Genomic DNA, 16,701 nt, shown 5'->3' on the forward strand with positions numbered 1-16,701 from the left:
AATGCCGGGGCGGGATGCGCGGGATTTAGGCCAGTTACGGAATTTATGCAAGGGCGGGGTGGCGATTGTGCCCCGCCATGCGCTACGGCCTGCGTTTGGCCCACAAATCGGGCCTGCGCTCTTGCGTGATGCGTTCGGCCTCGGCCTGTCGCCATTTGGCGATTTCGCCGTGGTTTCCCGACATCAGCACCGGCGGGATCGCGCGGCCCTGCCATTCGGCGGGGCGGGTATATTGCGGATGCTCCAACAGGCCGCTGGAGTGGCTTTCATCAACGGCGCTTTCGGCATTGCCCAGAATACCGGGGCGCAGGCGAACGGCGGCGTCGATCATCGCCTGCGCGGCAATTTCGCCCCCCGTCATCACGAAATCGCCCAAGGATACCTCAATGGCGCCGTAATGTTCGATCACGCGTTCGTCCAACCCCTCGAACCGCCCGCAAATCAGGGTCATGCCGGGCGCTTCTGCCAGATCCTGCGCCATCGCCTGATCGAAGGGCCGGCCGCGCGGGCTGAGGTAGATCAGCGGACTGCCCGGCGCCGACCGGGCCTGCGCGGCCTCAATGGCGGCGCCCATGACGTCGGCGCGCAGGACCATCCCGGCGCCGCCGCCGGCGGGCGTGTCATCGACGTTGCGATGCTTGCCGATGCCGAATGTGCGCAAATCGGTGGTGCCAAGCGACCACAGCCCGTCCTTCAGCGCGCGGCCTGTCAGACTGTGGCCCAGTACGCCGGGGAATGCGTCGGGCAGGAGTGTAATGACCTGCACATGCCATGCGCGGGCCAGACGGTCGCCCCCGCCCATCAGGTCGCGCGGCTGCGCGCTGAGCGTGACGGATTTGCGGCCAAATGACCGGTTGGGGGCGTTTTGTTCTGACATGCCGCGCTTCTAGCGCGAAATTCCAGCTGTATGACAGGCAAATTTGCGCAAGCTTGGCGTGTCAGGCGACCGCGACCACGCCAAGCAGCAACAGAACGAAGAAAATCAGCGCGATACCGATCAGGATCTTGGCGCCGGTCAGGGCCGCGCCGGACAGGCGGCCAAATCCCAGAACCGCGGCGATGGCCGCAATGGCCAGAAGTACAAGGATCCACTTGATCATGGGGCTTATCCTTTGATGTGGGTGCGGGCGCGTGATGCAACCGCCTGCAACGGATAACCCGCAAGCGGGCCTTAGGTTCCCGCAGCGTCACCTGCCGTAAACAGCCCCTCGGGCGGATCAGCCACAATGCGCCCGGCGCGCAGATCAACCGTCGGCACAGCGGCGCGGGTAAAGGGCAGCAGCACCGTTTCGGCGGTGCCCGGCACTGACACCTCCAGCAGGTCGGCGGCGCCGTGGTTCAGCACGGCGCGCACGACGCCCAGTGCGGCGCCGCCGGTATCGACCACCTGCAATCCGACCAGATCGGCGTGGTAATATTCATCATCCGGCAGGCCGGGCAGAACGGCACGCGGCACGAACAGCTGAACACCGCGCAGGGCGTCGGCGTCCTCCTTGGTGTCGATACCGGTCAGGCGGGCGGTAAAGCCATTTTTGGTCTGGCCCGTCAAGATAACGTCGAAACGCCGCGCGCCGTCCTGCGTGGTCAGCGGGCCGTAGGCGGCGATATCCTCGGGGCTGGCGGCAAAGCTTTTCAGGCGCACTTCGCCGCGCACGCCGAATGATCCGGCGATTGCCCCGATGCAGATTAGGTCGCTGTCTTGCGTCATCGCGTTTCTCCCTTGCACAGGCCCTGAACGACCTGCCCGCCCGCCGCCGCGCAGCGTTCGGTATGTTGATGTGTGGCGTATCCCCAACCGGCAAGGAAAAGGACACCCCAAAAGACAAGTTTGCGCAACATCTGCCTAGCGCCGAAGGACGGGCAGGGCAGGCGCGCGCGCCTCCCACCCGGCAGTTTCCAGCTCGGGCGTCTGGCTGTCCTCAAGGGGCCAGCCGACGCACAGATAGGCGATCAGTTGCCAAGCGGGGGGCGCGTCCAGATCGCGGGCCAACTGCGCAGGGTCAAGAATCGACACCCAGCCCACGCCAAGGCCCGCCGCCCGCGCGGCCAGCCAGAACTGGGTAATGGCACCCACGACGGAATAACGCCGCATTTCCGGCATGGTCGCGGCGCCAAGGCCGGCGCCCTTGGGCGTTGCGTCATCGCACCAGACCGCCAGATGCACTGGCGCGTCCATCATCCCCGACAGCTTCAGCCCGGCATAAAGCGCCGCGCGGTCGCCATTGTACCCGGCCAGCGCGGCGGAATTGGCCGCCTCGAAATTGGCCACTGCGGCGGCGCGGGCCGGCGCGCTGTCCACCCGCATCAGCCGCCACGGCTCGCTGAGGCCCACAGACGGGGCAAGGTTAAACGAATCGAGGCAGCGCAACAGCGCTGCCTCGTCAATCGGATCGGTGCGGAAGTGGCGCACATCGCGCCGCCAGCGCATCAGATCGGCCAGCTCGGACTGGAAGCCTGTTGAAAATGCGGACATTCCAGCGCGCCCTGGCTTACTCTTCTGCTGCGGCTTCTTCGGCGGGGGCGTTTGCCGCCTCGGTCGCTGCGGCGGCCTTGGCTGCACGCTCTTCCGCGCGGTCGGTTGCCTTCTTGCCGGGCGTGCCTTTTTTCAGGTTGGCGCGGTCCTTCTTGGCCAGAACGCCAGCGGCCTCCAACATGCGCGAGACGCGGTCGGTCGGCTGCGCGCCCTTGTCGAGCCATGCCTGAATACGCTCGATATCCATCTTGACGCGCTCTTCGCTGTTTTTGGGCAGGAGCGGGTTATAGGTGCCCAGCTTTTCGATGAAGCGGCCATCGCGCGGCATGCGCGCATCGGCGGCGACGATGGAATAATGCGGGCGCTTCTTGCTGCCACCGCGGGCGAGACGAATTTTCATGGCCATGGGGGTATCTCCTAAGGGTTTGTTTACGATTGGTGCTGTTTATGGTGCTGAATGACTTCAGCGATGATGAAGTTCAGGAACTTCTTGGCAAATTCAGGGTCCAGATCGGCCTGATGTGCCAAATCCTCCAGCCTGGCGATCTGCGCGGCCTCGCGCGCGGGATCGGACGGGGGAAGGTCGTGTTCGGCCTTGAGGCGGCCGACGGACTGGGTGTGCTTGAACCGCTCGCCCAGTGTATAGACAAGGATCGCATCCAGCCGGTCGATGCTGTCGCGGTGATCCTTCAGAAGCTGCGCGGCCTTTGTCGTGGTTCCGGTCATGCCGCATCTCCTGCGCGGGCCAGCCCCAGATCGGCGGCGGATGGGTGGCGGTAGATCATATCCTCGCCCATATGGGGGTTCAGGTACGTCCGCTCGTAAGTTGCGCCCATCCTCTCGGCCAGCGCGACAGAGCGGGTGTTGCCCGGCACGATATGCGAGCCGACGGAGTGCAGACCGAAATCCGTGTAAGCCCATTGGCGGGCGCGCATGGCGGCCTCATAGGCAATCCCGCGCCCCTCGAACCCGGCAAAGACGGCATAGCCCAGCTCGGGCTCGGGCCAGCCTTCGGGGCACCAGATGCCGGTCAGGCCGCAAGCTGCGCCGCTGGTCTTATCCTCGATCACGAAATAGCCGCAGCCGCGCAGCGCCCAGTGGCCGATATTCATCGCAAACCAGCGCCACGCGCGGGCGCGGTCCGGTTCGGTCCCGAAGCCATGGGCGCGGACCGGGTCCATCAGAAATTCGGCGACGGGTTCAAAATCGGCCGCAGCGGGTGCGCGCAGGATCAGTTGATCGGTTTCAAGGCGGGGAATGTCGAGGGTCATAGTGCAGCCTCACGTGCCTGCGCCTGCATCGGACAAAGGAGCCTCCGGCGGGAGTATTTTGGCCAAGATGAAGTCATGATCATTTCTTTTTGCCAAAGCCGGACAGGCCGGAGGGCAGGCCGCCCCCCATACCGCCCACACCGCCAAGCCCGGCGGGCAGCTTGCCGCCCATCTGCTTGGCCGCCTGCTCCAGCGCCTTGGGGTCCATGCCCTGCAATTCTTCGGGCGTGGGGCCGCCGCCCTTGCCGAACATGCCCTTCATGGCCTGTTTCAGCATGCCGCCCTTGCCCATCTTTTTCATCATGTCGGCCATCTGGCGATGCATTTTCAGCAGCTGGTTCAGCTGGCTGACCTCCAGCCCCGCACCCTTGGCAATGCGTTTCTTGCGGCTGGCCTGAAGGATCTGGGGGTTTGCACGCTCTTTCTTCGTCATCGACTGGATCAGGGCGATCTGGCGCGCGATGATCTTATCGTCAAAGCCGGCGTCCTGCACCTGCTTGGCCATTTTGCCCATGCCGGGCATCATGCCCATCACCGATTCCATGCCACCCATCTTTTGCATCTGCTCAAGCTGGGTGCGCAGGTCGTTCATGTTGAACTGACCCTTCTGGAAGCGCTTCATCATACGCTCGGCCTGCTCGGCCTCGATGGTTTGTTGCGCCTTTTCAACGAGGCTGACGATATCGCCCATGCCGAGGATACGGCCGGCGATCCGCTCGGCTTCGAACGTTTCGATCGCGTCCATCTTTTCGCCAAGGCCGACGAAACGGATCGGCTTGCCGGTGACCGCGCGCATCGAGAGGGCAGCGCCGCCGCGACCGTCGCCGTCCATCCGGGTGAGGACCACGCCGGTGATGCCGATCTTGCCATCGAATTCGGTGGCCACGTTCACCGCGTCCTGCCCCGTCAGGCCGTCGACAACCAGCAGCGTCTCGCGCGGGTTGGCCACGTCGCGCACGGCGGCGGCCTGTGCGATCAGTTCGGCGTCGATGTGAAGGCGGCCGGCGGTGTCGAGGATGTAGACATCATACCCGCCCAAGGACGCCTGCGTATTGGCGCGTTTGGCGATGGCAACCGGGTCTTCGCCCGGAACGATGGGCAGGGTGTCGACGCCGATCTGCTGGCCGAGGATCGCCAGCTGCTCCATCGCCGCCGGGCGGTTGACGTCGAGCGAGGCCATCAGCACGCGCTTGCCGTCCCGTTCCTTCAGGCGCTTGGCCAGTTTGGCTGTCGTCGTCGTCTTGCCGGACCCCTGAAGGCCCACCATCAGGATCGGCGCCGGGGCGTTGTCGATTTTCAGCGCGCCGGGGTCGCCGTCGCCGCGCAGGGTGTCGATCAGTGCGTCATGCACGATCTTGATGACCTGCTGGCCGGGGGTGATGGATTTCAGGACCGACTGGCCGGTTGCCTGCTGCTGCACCTTCTTGACGAATTCGCGCGCGACGGGCAGTGAAACATCCGCCTCCAGCAGGGCAACGCGCACCTCGCGCAGGGCGGTTTTCACGTCCTCCTCGCTGAGCGCGCCCTGTCTGGTCAGGCGATCAAAGACACCGGAGAGGCGTTCGGATAGATTTTCAAACATCTGCAAGGCTCCTTGCGCCGCTCGGTTGTCGCGCGGTCCAAGAAGGGCCGCAGAAGGGGCCAAACCAGTAACGCCCCCGTGGGCGCAAACGCGCTGACGGAGGGCGATCCCGGCCAAAGGCCATGGGACCGGAAGGCAGGACGCTTCCGGGGTGTTGGCGCGCTGTCTACGCAAACGATGCGCGCGAGTCAATAAGGCACGCCTCTTGCTGGGATGGGCGGGTTCGGCCCAGACTGCGCGCGATCCGAATTTGCGAGGCTTGCTGATGACGACACGAATTTGCACGCCGATGTGCGGGCGCATCCCGTGACCGGCGCCCTGCGCGGCCACGCGGCGATGCTGGCGTTCTCGGGGCTGATTGCCGGATCGTTTGCGCTGGGGTCGATGGCGGCGCCCTACATTGCGCCGACGGCCCTGAATGCGCTGCGCTTCACCATGGCGTCCGTGTTGGTGGGGGTCGCTGCGCTGGCGACAACCGGGCTGCGCCGCCGCGATTTTGCAGCGCCTTGGCGCTATGGCGTTCTGGGCGGCCTGATGGGCCTATACTTCGTGCTGATGTTCGAGGGGCTGAAAACCGCGCCGCCGGTATCGGCCGCCGCCGTGTTCACCCTGTCGCCGATCCTGTCGGGCATCGCGGGCTATGTCCTGCTGCGGCAGATCGCGACGCGGCGCATGGCGGTTGCCCTTGCGGTGGGGGCCGCAGGCGCGCTGTGGGTCATATTCCGCGCCGATCTGGCGGCGCTCATGCGGTTTGAGGTGGGCCGGGGCGAGGTGATCTATTTCTGGGGCTGCGTCGCACATGCGATCTATACGCCTTTGGTGCGGCGACTGAACCGGGGCGAATCGGCGCTGGTCTTCTCGTTCGGCACCATGGCCGCCGCGGCCGTGATCCTGCTGGCCGCCGGTGCGCCCGACCTGGCCCGGACAGATTGGGGCATGCTGCCTGCAATCGTCTGGATCACGCTGGCCTATGTCACCATCTTCGCCAGTGCCGTGACGTTCGTCTTGCTGCAATACGCGTCCCTGCGGCTGCCAAGCGCAAAGGTGATGGCCTACACCTACCTCACCCCCAGTTGGGTGCTGTGCTGGCAGGCGGCGCTGGGCGCGCCGATGCCGCCCGTGATGATCCTTCTGGGCGTCGCGCTGACGGTGCTGGCGCTGGTGCTGCTGCTGAAAGACGAAAAATAGCGCGAGGGCCGGGGAACCTTATCAACAGGCCTGCGTTAGGCCCCGGTAAACAAACAGGAAGGTTGTTCAATGCGTAATATCATTTACCTCGTCGGTCTCGTCGTCATCGTTCTGGCTATCGTCAGCTTCGTTCTGTAAGGCGCGCTGCGATCTGCCGGGAAGTTCGACTGCAAGAAACGTCTCGAACGCCTCCAGATCCACAGGCTCGAACTGGCCAAAGCCCTGCATCCAGACGGACGCGGCCCGCAGGGCGCCCGGCTCCAGCTTGCACCATTTCACGCGCCCGCGCCGCTCTTGACTGATCAGACCGGCGCGGGCGAGTATGACCAGATGTTTCGATATCGCGGTCAGGCTCATATCAAACGGCGCGGCCACATCGGTCACGGCCATGTCATCCTCCAGCAGCATCGACAAAATGGTGCGGCGGGTCGGATCAGCCAAGGCTGCGAATGTCAGGTCAAGCGGTCCGTTCACATCGGTTTCTCCTCGGGTGCGCGTGCCGCGTCCGGGGTGCCGGGCGTTTCAGGCCGCTGATGCACCCAACTGAAAAGGAAAGCGCATGTTCACCCATATCATGGTTCCCGTCGATCTGGTCCACAAGGACAAGTTGCAGAAGGCGCTGGATGTCGCTGGCGACATGGCCAAACTTCACACCGCCAAGGTGCATGTGGTCACCGTGTCCGGCGATCTGCCCGGTGAATTGGGGCACACGCCCGCCGAAGTCGCCGCCGCGCTGACCGCCTTTGCCGCAGAGTTGAAGGAAAAATACGGCGTAGATGTCGAGGCGCATCCGGTCACATCGAACGACCCGGCGGCTGACACGACGCGCAAGCTGATGGCGGCGATTGACGATATCGGCGCGGACCTGGTTGTCATGGCGTCCCACCAGCCCGGCATCATGGAGCATATCTTCAACTCGCATGGCGGCTACATCGCGCGCCACGCCAAATGCTCGGTCTTCGTGGTTCGGTAGCGCGGATTTTGCGATGACTGAACCAGAAGGTTGAATATGAAACGGGGCCTGCCAACGGCCCCGCCTGCCACTTGGGCATTCCGGCCTGTCTTTCATCTTGGAAAAAATACTCATATTAAACAACAGATTAAACGCGCCACCCCTTGAAAATTCGCGCGCTTGACTCACCGCCCCCCTGCGCTTAGCAATGCCGCAGTCGTACCGGGCAGGGCAGATATTGTGACAGACCTCGATGAGCGCGCCAGACTTCGCGATCTCGAAGACCGGATCAATGCCCTCAAGACCCCTAAACAGGTCAAGGCTCATACTGACGAACATTATTCCCAGGCACATCTGGCCTGGCGGATGGTGATTGAATTGGTCGCCGGTCTTGGGATCGGCTTTGGCATCGGATACGGGCTGGATCACCTTCTGGGGACGCTGCCCATATTCCTGGTGCTCTTTACATTGCTGGGCCTTGCGGCGGGGATCAAGGTGATGATCCGCAGCGCGCAAGAGATCCAGGGAAAACAGATGGCCGAAGAGGCCGCAGATCAGCCGGCTTCGGACGGCTCAGACGTGAGGGTGAAAGATGGCGACTGACGTGAATGGGGCCGCAGAGCAGTCCGGCGGGCTGGTGTTCCACCCGATGGACCAGTTCATCATCAAGCCGCTGTTCGGTGATGGCGCCGTTGGGATGTTCACCGTGACCAATATCACGCTGTGGATGGCGATCACCGTTCTGGCCACCATCGCGCTGCTGGTTCTGGGCTCGTCCGGCCGCTCCACCATTCCGGGCCGCATGCAGTCCATTGCCGAGCTGGCCTATGGCTTCATTCGCAAGATGGTCGAGGATGTGGCGGGCCGCGACGCGCTGCCCTATTTCCCCTATATCATGACGATTTTCATGTTCGTGGTCATGGCGAACTTCGTCGGCCTGCTGCCCGGCGCGTTCACCTCGACCAGCCATATCGGCGTTACTGCAGTGCTGGCGATGCTGGTGTTCATTTCCGTCACCGCCATCGGTTTCATCAAGCATGGCGCCGGTTTCCTCAGCCTGTTCTGGATCAGCGCCGCGCCGCTGCCGCTGCGCCCCATTCTGGCCCTGATCGAAGTAATTTCCTACTTCGTGCGCCCCGTCAGCCACTCCATTCGTCTGGCAGGTAACATGATGGCGGGCCACGCGGTGATGAAGGTGTTCGCGGCCTTCGCGCCGATGATCATCATCTCGACCGGCATCGGCCTTGTGGTCACGCCGCTGTCGATCCTGGCGATTGCCGCGATCTACGCGCTGGAAATCCTCGTGGCCTTCATCCAGGCCTATGTCTTTACCATTCTGACCTGCGTTTACCTCAAGGACGCGCTGCACCCGGCGCACTGATCCGCAGATCAAGATACCAAACAACCGCGGCGGGACTCCCCGGCGTACGACCAAACGAAATACCGCAAATTCCAAAGTAAGGAGACATCTCATGGAAGGCGATATCGCAACAATGGGCGCATACATCGGCGCAGGTCTGGCATCCGTCGGCATGGGCGGCGCAGCCGTCGGTGTGGGCAATGTTGTCGGCAACTTCCTGGCCGGCGCCCTGCGCAACCCCTCGGCCGCAGCAGGCCAGACAGCGACCATGTTCATCGGCATCGCGTTCGCCGAAGCGCTGGGAATCTTCTCGTTCCTCGTCGCGCTTCTGCTGATGTTCGCCGTCTAAGAACACGTCGCAGACTATCCTTACGGGATGGGTGAAAGGCTGCCGTGCCTTTCACCCTCTCTGACTGACCGGTTCTCTGAGAAAGGACGTCCCACATGGCTACCGAGACCGCTGCCGCAACAGGCGGGCATGTCAGCCCCATCGCCCTCGAAGAGGCCGGCATCTGCGTCGACTCTGCCGGCGGGGCGATCGGCCTGCCGCAGCTTTGCCCCGACTGGATGGGCAATCAAATTTTCTGGCTGATCGTTTCGCTGGTCGTGATCTTCTTCGTGCTGTCGCGCATCGCGCTGCCGCGCATCGCCGCCATTCTGGCCGAGCGTCAGGGATCTATCACCAACGATCTGGCCGCAGCCGAAGACCTGAAGGTCAAGGCAAGCGAAGCCGAAGCCGCCTATGACAAGGCGCTGGCAAACGCCCGCAACGATGCACAGGCCATCGTCGCCCAGACCAAGGCCGACATCAAAGCCGACCTTGACGCCGCCATGGCACATGCCGACGCCGAAATCGCCGCCAAGACCGCCGAAGGCGAGAAGGCGATTGCCGAAATCCGCGCCGGCGCGCTGGAGGCCGTCAAGGAGGTGGCCAAGGATACAGCCCGCGAAATCGTCACCGCCATGGGCGCGCAGGCTGATCCGAAAACCGTCGACGCGGCCGTCACCTCGCAGATGAAAGGGTAACGCCATGCGCATGATTGCAACCTTGATCGCAGCCCTCGTCGCCAGCCCCGCGCTGGCCGCAAGCGGCCCGTTCTTTTCGCTGTCGAACACGAACTTCGTGGTCACGCTCGCCTTCATTCTGTTTGTCGGTTTCCTGATCTACATGAAGGTGCCGGGCAAGATCGGCGAGATGCTGGACAAGCGTGCCGAGGGTATCAAATCCGAGCTGGACGAGGCCCGCGCCCTGCGCGAAGAGGCGCAGGCCCTGCTGGCCAGCTACGAGCGCAAGCAAAAGGATGTGCAGGCACAGGCCGACCGCATCGTTGCCCAGGCCAAGACCGAGGCAACGGCAGTGGCCGAACAGGCACGCGAAGACCTGAAAAAGTCCATCGCGCGCCGCCTTCAATCCGCCGAAGACCGCATTGCATCCGCCGAAGCGGAGGCTGTCCGCGAAGTGCGCGATCAGGCGATCAGCATCGCCATTGCAGCGGCGCGTGAGGTCATCGCCAAGCAGATGACAGCCGCCGAGGCGAACAAACTGATCGACAGCGGCATCGAAACAGTCGCCGCCAAGCTGCACTGACACGCCGCAGCGAGCGCGAGATTACAAACGGCCCGGTGGTTCACTCCACCGGGCCTTTTCGCTCTTGATTACACTTGGTGATGTGGCTATCGGCTGAAACGCGTAGTTCCGAAAGTGAAAGGGGGCCGTTGAACCGGCCCCTCAATCACGTCTGCATCGATTGTTTCGTCTTCGTCTGCCTGTCGTCCGTCGTTCAATGCCTTATCCGCCGCTGCCGCATGGAGCCGACTTTGCGCGCATTCGGAGTGCCCGCTGCCTGAGGGCGCGGAATCTGAATATTTGCGAATTTTTGTAATCGCCGCCGCAAGATATAGAGGAATCGCAGGGAATCGGTCAAGAACCCTGGGCGCGGAAAGTTTGCGCATCTGCGGTCTCGGCGATGGTTTGCCGGAAAAAACCGAATCGAAACGGGCGGTTGCGGTCTTGATTTTTTTTCGCGCATTACGTGTTTTCGCGCAGGATATGTCCGGCAAGGTAGAGCGATCCACAAATCAGGATGCGCGCCTGCGGGGCCTCGGCAGTGATCTGCGCGATGGCCGTCCTGACGTCCGGCGCACACTCGGCTTTCAGCCCGGCGGCGCGGGCCGCCTCGGCCGTGACCTCGGCGGGCAGGGTGTTCGGCTCGCCGGGGATCGACACGGCGATCAGGTGATCGGCCTGCGCCGCGAGTGGGCGCAGATAGCCGCCGATATCCTTGGTGTTCAGCATCCCGCAGATCAAATAGGTAGGCCGCTTTGGCAGGCTGGCCAGATGCCGCCCCAGCGCCAGCCCGGCAGAGGCATTATGCCCGCCATCCAGCCACAGCTCGGCCTCGGGTGCGGCGGCGGCCAGGGCGCCGCTGTCCAGCCGCTGCATACGGGCAGGCCAGACGGCCCGGCTGACCGCAGCCTCGCTGGCGACATCCCCCATGGTCAGGTGGCGCAGCGCGGCCAGCGCCGCGCCCGCATTTTCAATCTGGTGTGCGCCGGGCAGATTGGGCAGGGGCAGATCCAGCAGGCCGCTTTCGTCCTGATAGGTCATGCGGCCGGCCTCTGTTGCGACATGCCAGTGCTGACCATGCGCCAGAACCGGCGCGCCGTGGCGGGCGGCGACGTCTTCGATCACCTCCATCGCTTCGGATGGTTGCGGGCCAACGACAACCGGCACGCCGCGCTTGATGATGCCAGCCTTTTCAAACGCGATTTTGGCCAGCGTATCGCCAAGGAACTGTTCGTGGTCGATGCTGATCGGCGTGATGATGGTCAGCGCGGGCTGCGCGATCACGTTGGTCGCATCCAGCCGCCCGCCCAGCCCGACCTCAAGCAGGGTGTAATCGGCTGGCGTACGCGACATGGCCAGCAAGGCGGCGCAGGTCGTAATCTCAAAATAGGTGATGTTGTCCGCGCCATTGGCGCGGTAGCATTCATCCAGCACCTCTGTCAGCGCATCCTCCGATATCAGATCGCCCGCCAGACGGATGCGTTCGTGAAACCGCGCCAGATGCGGCGAGGTATAGGCATGCACGCGATTGCCCGCCGCCTCAAGCCCCGCGCGCAGCATGGCCTGCGTGCTGCCCTTGCCATTGGTGCCGGCGATGTGGATGACCGGCGGCAGCGCGTCTTGCGGATTGCCCAGCGCCTCCAGCAGGCGCCAGACGCGGTCCAGCGTCAGGTCAATGATCTTGGGATGCAGCGCCATCATCCGGTCAAGGATAACGTCCGAGCCTGCGGCGCTCATGCCTTGGCCTGCGGTTTGGCTGGGGCCTGCGCGTCCGGTTTGGCCGGCGCGGCCTTGGGCGCTTCGGGTTCGTTTTCCGTCATCGTGGGCGGCGGCAGATCCCCGGCAATGGCAGGCGACAAACCCAGCAGCATCCGGGTGATTGTAATCAGTTCGTCCCGCATCTTGGGGCGGGGGGTGACGCGGTCCAGCATCCCGTGATCCAGCAGATATTCGGCGCGCTGGAACCCTTCGGGCAGCTTTTCACGAATGGTCTGTTCGATCACCCGCGGCCCGGCAAAGCAGATCAGCGCGTTCGGCTCGGCGATCTGCACGTCGCCCAGCATCGCGTAGGAGGCTGTGACGCCGCCCGTGGTGGGATGGGTCAACACCACGATATAGGGCAGGCCGGCCTCCTTCAGCATCTGGATCGCCACGGTGGTGCGCGGCATCTGCATCAGGCTGAGAATCCCCTCCTGCATACGCGCGCCGCCGGCGGCGGAGAACAGGATCAGCGGGCGTTTCAGCCGCACAGCCGTTTCAGCGGCGGCGATGATCGCGTTGCCCACATACATGCCCATGGACCCGGCCATGAAGGTAAAATCCTGCGCCGCGGCCACGATCGGCGTGCGCCCGATTTCGCCGGTGGCGACCAGCATCGCCTCTTTTTCTCCGGTGGCCTTTTGCGCGGCCTTCAGGCGGTCGGGGTATTTCTTCTGATCGCGGAAATGCAGCGGATCGGTTTTCGGCAGTGCAACCGGCACATCCGAGAAAACGCCGCCGTCAAACAATGTCTGAAACCGCGCGCGGGGTGTGATGTTCATGTGATGGCCGCAGGAGGTGCAGACATTCAGGTTCTGGCTGAGTTCGCGGTGAAACAGCATGGTGCCGCATTCGTCGCATTTGGTCCACAGGTTCTCGGGCATCTCGCGGCGCGAAAAGATCGAGTTGATGCGCGGACGCATGTAGTTGGTGATCCAGTTCATGTGATCTGCCTATGGGACGTTGCGAATTGGCCCTGAAATAAGCGCTGCAGGCGGGAATTGCAATCAGACGCGCAGCGCCAGCCGTGCGGCCAGCCATGAACACAGCAGCACCAGCAGATCCACCGGAAGCCATTGCATCAGCATCGCGGTATCTTCCGGCCCGAATGGGTAGGTATATAGCGCCAGACCGTCGAAATTCCCCTGCGGCGCAACCAGCGCGATGGCGCTGAAATTGTTGATCAGGTGCAGCGCAATCGCCGGGCCAAGCGTGCCGCTGCGCGCGGTCAGGTCGGCAGTGGCAAGGCCAAACAGGATCGCCCAGATCACGATGACCCATGCCGCATCGCCCATCACGCCGGGCTGGTAATGCAGCAGCCCGAACAGCACCGAGGGCAGCACCATCCACACCGCCGGATGCGCGAACCGCGCGGCAAGCTGGCTTTGCAGATAGCCGCGAAACACGATTTCCTCGGCGCTGACCTGAATGATCAGGCCCAAGAGGGTCATCGGCAGGAACATCAGCCAGGTGCGGCCGGCCAGGTTCGGCGCGATTTCAAACGCATCCGGCATCGGCAGCAGCGACACCACCGCATAGACGCCGAAAATATGCAGTATCGTGCGCCGCGCCTGCCCCCACGCCAGCGCGGCAGGGCCGAACACACCCGGCAGCTCGCGCCGGTGCAAAATCGGCAGCACAAGCGCCACCGCAATGATCATCAGCGCAAAGACGAACAGATTGACCAAGGCGCCCAGCGGCGTGGTCGCCGCCGTGATTCCGTCGCCATCGGCGCCCCATGCAGAGGCGGGCAGGAACCTGCTGAACAGCCAGCCATACAGGCCCGACAGGATCAGGAATATCACAACCATCAACACGCACCCCGCCAGCAGCCGCCAAGGCGCGGCAGAGGGCAGGGCAGGGGCGATCAGCCGTTGATGGGCAGGGTAGCGCATACGCCGCACGCTACCTGCGCGCGCCTGCCTGCGCAATCAGCTACGGCGCGCCCCGCTTGCGCCCTGCGCGCGGCTTGGGTATTCCGAAGGCAGCATAATTTCAGCCCACTCCCTCGCGAGGACATCATGACCAAGTTCGATAAATCCAAATTGCCCAGCCGCTACGTCACCGAAGGCCCGTCAAAGGCGCCGCACCGGTCCTATATGTACGCGATGGGCCTGAGCGAGGAAGAGATCCATCAGCCGCTGGTCGGCGTCGCCACCTGCTGGAACGAGGCCGCGCCGTGCAACATCGCGCTGTCGCGTCAGGCTCAGGCGGTCAAGATGGGGGTCAAGGCAGCCTCCGGCACGCCGCGCGAATTCACCACCATCACCGTGACCGACGGCATCGCAATGGGCCATGAGGGAATGCGGTCGTCCCTCGCCAGCCGCGAGGCGATTGCCGACACGGTCGAGCTGACGATGCGCGGCCATGCCTATGACGCGCTGGTCGGCCTTGCGGGCTGCGATAAATCGCTGCCGGGCATGATGATGGCGATGGTGCGGCTCAATACGCCGTCGGTCTTTATCTACGGCGGGTCGATCCTGCCGGGCCGCGCCCCGCAGATCGAGGAGATCCCCGAGGATTTCCGCACCCGCGACCTGACCGTGCAGGACATGTTCGAGGCGGTCGGCCGCCACCAGAACGGCACCATGTCGGATGCGGCCCTTGATATGCTGGAGCGTGTGGCCTGCCCCAGCGCCGGCGCCTGCGGCGGCCAATTCACCGCCAACACCATGGCCTGCGTATCCGAGGCGATCGGGCTTGCGCTGATGAACAGCTCGGGCATGCCCGCCCCTTATGAGAGCCGCGACCAGTACGGCGAGGCGTCGGGCCGCGCCGTGATGACCCTTCTGGAGAAGAATATCCGCGCCCGCGATGTGGTGACGCTGAAATCGCTGCAAAACGCCGCGCGCGTCGTTGCCTGCACGGGCGGGTCGACCAATGCGGGCCTGCACCTGCCCGCGATTGCCCATGAGGCCGGGATTGATTTCTTCCTTGAGGATGTCTGCGACATCTTCCGCGACACGCCCTATTTCGTCGATCTGAAACCGGGCGGCAGCCATGTGGCCAAGGATCTGTATGACGTCGGCGGCATCCCCGTCGTGATGAAGGAGCTGCGCAAGGCCGGCCTCATTCACGAGGATTGCATCACCGCCTCCGGCCGCTCCATCGGCGAGGAGCTGGACCTGATCGACCGCGAGGCCGACGGCAAGGTCATCTACTCCATCGAGACGCCGATCACCAAAACCGGCGGCGTCGTCGGCCTCAAGGGCAATCTGGCCCCCGAAGGCGCCATTGTGAAGGTCGCCGGCATCGCGCCCGAAAATCAGGTCTTTACCGGCCCGGCCCGCGTGTTCGAAAGCGAAGAGCATGCGTTCGAGTCCGTGCAAAACCGCGGCTATTCCGAGGGCGACGTGATCGTCATCCGTAACGAGGGCCCCGCAGGCGGGCCGGGCATGCGCGAGATGCTGTCAACCACCGCCGCCCTCTCGGGGCAGGGCATGGGCAAGAAGGTGGCGCTGATCACCGACGGGCGTTTTTCCGGCGCGACGCGCGGCTTCTGCGTGGGGCATGTCGGCCCCGAATCCGCCTATGGGGGGCCGATTGCGCTGCTGAAGGATGGCGACATGATCACCATCGACGCGATCAAGGGCGAACTGAGCGTCGATCTGAGCGATGACGAACTGGCCCAGCGCAAGGAGGCATGGCCCGGCCCGCGCGAGACGATGTATGCCTCCGGCGCGATCTGGAAATTCGCCCAGCTGGTCGGTGCCACTTACAAGGGCGCGGTCACCCATCCGGGCGCCGAGGCCGAGCGCCATATCTATATGGATATCTGAGGCGCGCCGGATGGGCCGCCCGTTATCCTTGCGCAGCGCGCTGGCGGCTGTGCTGCTTTTGCCCCTTGCCGCCTGCCTTGGCGGCGAGGGCGGTGCCGGCTCTGGCGCGAAGCCAGCCGAGGCACAGCGCAGTGCCACGTTCTATCGCGGCAAGGTGGTGGTGGCCGGGCCGCAGGGATACTGCATCGACCCCAAAAGCGTGCAGCGTAAAACGGCCAGCGGCTTTGCCCTGATGGCCAGTTGCGGCCACCTGAGCGCGGCGCCGGGCGGGTATGTGCCTGCCGCGGTCATCACCGCATCCGTCCTGCCATATGACGCAGATGCGCAGGCGCCAACGGCCGCGCGGCTGGCTGCGCCATGGGTCGATGTGGGCGTCGGCCAACAGATCGACGCCGGGGAGATTGCCCTGATACAGGTCGAACGCGGCGGCGATAGCCTGTTGCCGGCGGGTGATCCCCGCCACTGGCGCGGCGCGATGCTGGTCAATGGGCATCTGATCGGCCTTGCCCTTTACGGTGATACGGGCGCAAACGTGGCGGGCGACCAGGGCCGGACGCTTCTGATGGAAACGGCGCAGGCCATACGCAGCGCCAGCCCCCGGCTGGCCCCCGCCGGTAGCGTTTCGACCAAAGATGTTGCGCCCGCGCCGACAGACCGCCTGGCGGAACCTGAACGTGCAGCCCTGCCGTCTGTGCCACAGGACTGATCGACGCCGCGCGCGCCCCGCGCCGCCGTTGCAGCCGGTGCGGGTGCGGCACGCCGCCGCCGGAA

Annotated in this window: 21 protein-coding genes; 9 read left to right on the top strand and 12 right to left on the bottom strand. The window is 64.2% G+C overall.

The genetic code is table 11. The features are described 5' to 3' along the window. Positions 1-82: 82 nt before the first annotated feature. The 8 genes from trmD to ffh form a co-directional block, all read right to left on the bottom strand. On the bottom strand, positions 83-877 hold the full coding sequence (gene trmD, locus DQ230_RS03385; RefSeq protein ID WP_113911090.1) for a tRNA (guanosine(37)-N1)-methyltransferase TrmD: 795 nt from the start codon (positions 875-877) through the stop codon (positions 83-85). A gap of 61 nt (positions 878-938) precedes the next feature. Next, on the bottom strand, positions 939-1,100 hold the full coding sequence (locus DQ230_RS03390) for a DUF1328 family protein (protein ID WP_113911091.1): 162 nt from the start codon (positions 1,098-1,100) through the stop codon (positions 939-941). 71 nt (positions 1,101-1,171) lie between these two features. Next, positions 1,172-1,708 (bottom strand): ribosome maturation factor RimM, encoded by a 537-nt coding sequence (gene rimM / locus DQ230_RS03395; RefSeq protein WP_113911092.1) that lies wholly within the window; start codon positions 1,706-1,708, stop codon positions 1,172-1,174. Between the two features lie 135 nt (positions 1,709-1,843). Further along, complete coding sequence (bluB, locus tag DQ230_RS03400) at positions 1,844-2,473, bottom strand: 5,6-dimethylbenzimidazole synthase (protein WP_113911093.1); 630 nt, start codon at positions 2,471-2,473, stop codon at positions 1,844-1,846. A 16-nt stretch (positions 2,474-2,489) separates the two neighbouring features. Continuing rightward, positions 2,490-2,879 (bottom strand): 30S ribosomal protein S16, encoded by a 390-nt coding sequence (rpsP, locus tag DQ230_RS03405; protein WP_203227986.1) that lies wholly within the window; start codon positions 2,877-2,879, stop codon positions 2,490-2,492. A 23-nt stretch (positions 2,880-2,902) separates the two neighbouring features. After that, positions 2,903-3,199: a chorismate mutase gene (locus DQ230_RS03410; protein ID WP_113911094.1), complete on the bottom strand. Its 297-nt coding sequence runs from the start codon at positions 3,197-3,199 to the stop codon at positions 2,903-2,905. Beyond that, complete coding sequence (locus DQ230_RS03415) at positions 3,196-3,744, bottom strand: GNAT family N-acetyltransferase (protein ID WP_113911095.1); 549 nt, start codon at positions 3,742-3,744, stop codon at positions 3,196-3,198. The genes DQ230_RS03410 and DQ230_RS03415 overlap by 4 nt, the downstream gene beginning before the upstream one ends. Before the next feature lie 79 nt (positions 3,745-3,823). After that, positions 3,824-5,326 (bottom strand): signal recognition particle protein, encoded by a 1,503-nt coding sequence (gene ffh / locus DQ230_RS03420; protein WP_113911096.1) that lies wholly within the window; start codon positions 5,324-5,326, stop codon positions 3,824-3,826. Between the two features lie 306 nt (positions 5,327-5,632). Between ffh and DQ230_RS03425 the strand changes: the two genes are divergently transcribed. Further along, positions 5,633-6,514 (top strand): DMT family transporter, encoded by an 882-nt coding sequence (locus DQ230_RS03425; RefSeq protein ID WP_113911160.1) that lies wholly within the window; start codon positions 5,633-5,635, stop codon positions 6,512-6,514. 66 nt (positions 6,515-6,580) lie between these two features. Here the strand turns inward: DQ230_RS03425 and DQ230_RS03430 are convergent, their stop codons facing one another. Then, on the bottom strand, positions 6,581-6,988 hold the full coding sequence (locus DQ230_RS03430; protein ID WP_113911097.1) for an ArsR/SmtB family transcription factor: 408 nt from the start codon (positions 6,986-6,988) through the stop codon (positions 6,581-6,583). A gap of 85 nt (positions 6,989-7,073) precedes the next feature. Between DQ230_RS03430 and DQ230_RS03435 the strand changes: the two genes are divergently transcribed. The 6 genes from DQ230_RS03435 (at position 7,074) to DQ230_RS03460 (ending at position 10,414) form a co-directional block, all read left to right on the top strand. Continuing rightward, positions 7,074-7,487, top strand: coding sequence for a universal stress protein (locus DQ230_RS03435; RefSeq protein ID WP_113911098.1), 414 nt, complete (start codon positions 7,074-7,076; stop codon positions 7,485-7,487). Between the two features lie 219 nt (positions 7,488-7,706). Beyond that, the gene (locus DQ230_RS03440) at positions 7,707-8,069 is read left to right on the top strand and encodes an AtpZ/AtpI family protein (RefSeq protein ID WP_113911099.1); all 363 of its coding nucleotides are present in this window, start codon (positions 7,707-7,709) and stop codon (positions 8,067-8,069) included. Beyond that, positions 8,059-8,847, top strand: a complete 789-nt coding sequence (locus DQ230_RS03445) for a F0F1 ATP synthase subunit A (RefSeq protein ID WP_113911100.1) — start codon at positions 8,059-8,061, stop codon at positions 8,845-8,847. Before DQ230_RS03440 ends, DQ230_RS03445 begins: the two co-directional genes overlap by 11 nt. Positions 8,848-8,938: 91 nt before the next feature. Next, the gene (locus DQ230_RS03450; protein WP_113911101.1) at positions 8,939-9,175 is read left to right on the top strand and encodes a F0F1 ATP synthase subunit C; all 237 of its coding nucleotides are present in this window, start codon (positions 8,939-8,941) and stop codon (positions 9,173-9,175) included. Positions 9,176-9,270: 95 nt separating this feature from the next. Beyond that, entirely contained in the window at positions 9,271-9,852 is a 582-nt protein-coding gene (locus tag DQ230_RS03455) for a F0F1 ATP synthase subunit B' (RefSeq protein WP_113911102.1), read from the top strand. Between the two features lie 4 nt (positions 9,853-9,856). Beyond that, positions 9,857-10,414 carry a F0F1 ATP synthase subunit B gene (locus DQ230_RS03460; protein ID WP_113911103.1) on the top strand — a complete coding sequence of 186 codons (558 nt, stop codon included), beginning with the start codon at positions 9,857-9,859 and terminating at the stop codon, positions 10,412-10,414. 441 nt (positions 10,415-10,855) lie between these two features. Here DQ230_RS03460 and DQ230_RS03465 read toward each other — a convergent pair whose 3' ends face one another. The 3 genes from DQ230_RS03465 to DQ230_RS03475 all read right to left on the bottom strand — a co-directional run bounded on the left by DQ230_RS03465 (position 10,856) and on the right by DQ230_RS03475 (position 14,046). Further along, on the bottom strand, positions 10,856-12,130 hold the full coding sequence (locus tag DQ230_RS03465) for a bifunctional folylpolyglutamate synthase/dihydrofolate synthase (protein ID WP_113911104.1): 1,275 nt from the start codon (positions 12,128-12,130) through the stop codon (positions 10,856-10,858). Beyond that, entirely contained in the window at positions 12,127-13,095 is a 969-nt protein-coding gene (accD, locus tag DQ230_RS03470) for an acetyl-CoA carboxylase, carboxyltransferase subunit beta (protein WP_113911105.1), read from the bottom strand. The genes DQ230_RS03465 and accD overlap by 4 nt, the downstream gene beginning before the upstream one ends. A 63-nt stretch (positions 13,096-13,158) precedes the next feature. After that, the gene (locus DQ230_RS03475; RefSeq protein ID WP_113911106.1) at positions 13,159-14,046 is read right to left on the bottom strand and encodes a CPBP family intramembrane glutamic endopeptidase; all 888 of its coding nucleotides are present in this window, start codon (positions 14,044-14,046) and stop codon (positions 13,159-13,161) included. Positions 14,047-14,172: 126 nt separating this feature from the next. Between DQ230_RS03475 and ilvD the strand changes: the two genes are divergently transcribed. Next, complete coding sequence (ilvD, locus tag DQ230_RS03480; RefSeq protein WP_113911107.1) at positions 14,173-15,930, top strand: dihydroxy-acid dehydratase; 1,758 nt, start codon at positions 14,173-14,175, stop codon at positions 15,928-15,930. Positions 15,931-15,940: 10 nt separating this feature from the next. After that, entirely contained in the window at positions 15,941-16,636 is a 696-nt protein-coding gene (locus DQ230_RS03485; protein WP_113911108.1) for a hypothetical protein, read from the top strand. Positions 16,637-16,701 lie beyond the last annotated feature (65 nt).

The sequence above is a fragment of the Roseovarius dicentrarchi genome (assembly GCF_003316635.1).
In the GTDB taxonomy this organism is placed as follows: domain Bacteria; phylum Pseudomonadota; class Alphaproteobacteria; order Rhodobacterales; family Rhodobacteraceae; genus Roseovarius; species Roseovarius dicentrarchi.

What these genes read in the sequence shown, in the direction of transcription:
- bluB (WP_113911093.1), bottom strand. Translation starts at nt 2,473, where the DNA reads ATGTCCGCATTTTCAACAGGCTTCCAGTCCGAGCTGGCCGATCTGATG.
- DQ230_RS03435 (WP_113911098.1), top strand. Translation starts at nt 7,074, where the DNA reads ATGTTCACCCATATCATGGTTCCCGTCGATCTGGTCCACAAGGACAAG.
- rimM (WP_113911092.1), bottom strand. Translation starts at nt 1,708, where the DNA reads ATGACGCAAGACAGCGACCTAATCTGCATCGGGGCAATCGCCGGATCA.
- DQ230_RS03475 (WP_113911106.1), bottom strand. Translation starts at nt 14,046, where the DNA reads ATGCGCTACCCTGCCCATCAACGGCTGATCGCCCCTGCCCTGCCCTCT.
- accD (WP_113911105.1), bottom strand. Translation starts at nt 13,095, where the DNA reads ATGAACTGGATCACCAACTACATGCGTCCGCGCATCAACTCGATCTTT.
- DQ230_RS03390 (WP_113911091.1), bottom strand. Translation starts at nt 1,100, where the DNA reads ATGATCAAGTGGATCCTTGTACTTCTGGCCATTGCGGCCATCGCCGCG.
- DQ230_RS03410 (WP_113911094.1), bottom strand. Translation starts at nt 3,199, where the DNA reads ATGACCGGAACCACGACAAAGGCCGCGCAGCTTCTGAAGGATCACCGC.
- DQ230_RS03445 (WP_113911100.1), top strand. Translation starts at nt 8,059, where the DNA reads ATGGCGACTGACGTGAATGGGGCCGCAGAGCAGTCCGGCGGGCTGGTG.
- ffh (WP_113911096.1), bottom strand. Translation starts at nt 5,326, where the DNA reads ATGTTTGAAAATCTATCCGAACGCCTCTCCGGTGTCTTTGATCGCCTG.
- DQ230_RS03415 (WP_113911095.1), bottom strand. Translation starts at nt 3,744, where the DNA reads ATGACCCTCGACATTCCCCGCCTTGAAACCGATCAACTGATCCTGCGC.
- DQ230_RS03485 (WP_113911108.1), top strand. Translation starts at nt 15,941, where the DNA reads ATGGGCCGCCCGTTATCCTTGCGCAGCGCGCTGGCGGCTGTGCTGCTT.
- DQ230_RS03465 (WP_113911104.1), bottom strand. Translation starts at nt 12,130, where the DNA reads ATGAGCGCCGCAGGCTCGGACGTTATCCTTGACCGGATGATGGCGCTG.
- DQ230_RS03450 (WP_113911101.1), top strand. Translation starts at nt 8,939, where the DNA reads ATGGAAGGCGATATCGCAACAATGGGCGCATACATCGGCGCAGGTCTG.
- DQ230_RS03455 (WP_113911102.1), top strand. Translation starts at nt 9,271, where the DNA reads ATGGCTACCGAGACCGCTGCCGCAACAGGCGGGCATGTCAGCCCCATC.
- ilvD (WP_113911107.1), top strand. Translation starts at nt 14,173, where the DNA reads ATGACCAAGTTCGATAAATCCAAATTGCCCAGCCGCTACGTCACCGAA.
- DQ230_RS03460 (WP_113911103.1), top strand. Translation starts at nt 9,857, where the DNA reads ATGCGCATGATTGCAACCTTGATCGCAGCCCTCGTCGCCAGCCCCGCG.
- trmD (WP_113911090.1), bottom strand. Translation starts at nt 877, where the DNA reads ATGTCAGAACAAAACGCCCCCAACCGGTCATTTGGCCGCAAATCCGTC.
- rpsP (WP_203227986.1), bottom strand. Translation starts at nt 2,879, where the DNA reads ATGGCCATGAAAATTCGTCTCGCCCGCGGTGGCAGCAAGAAGCGCCCG.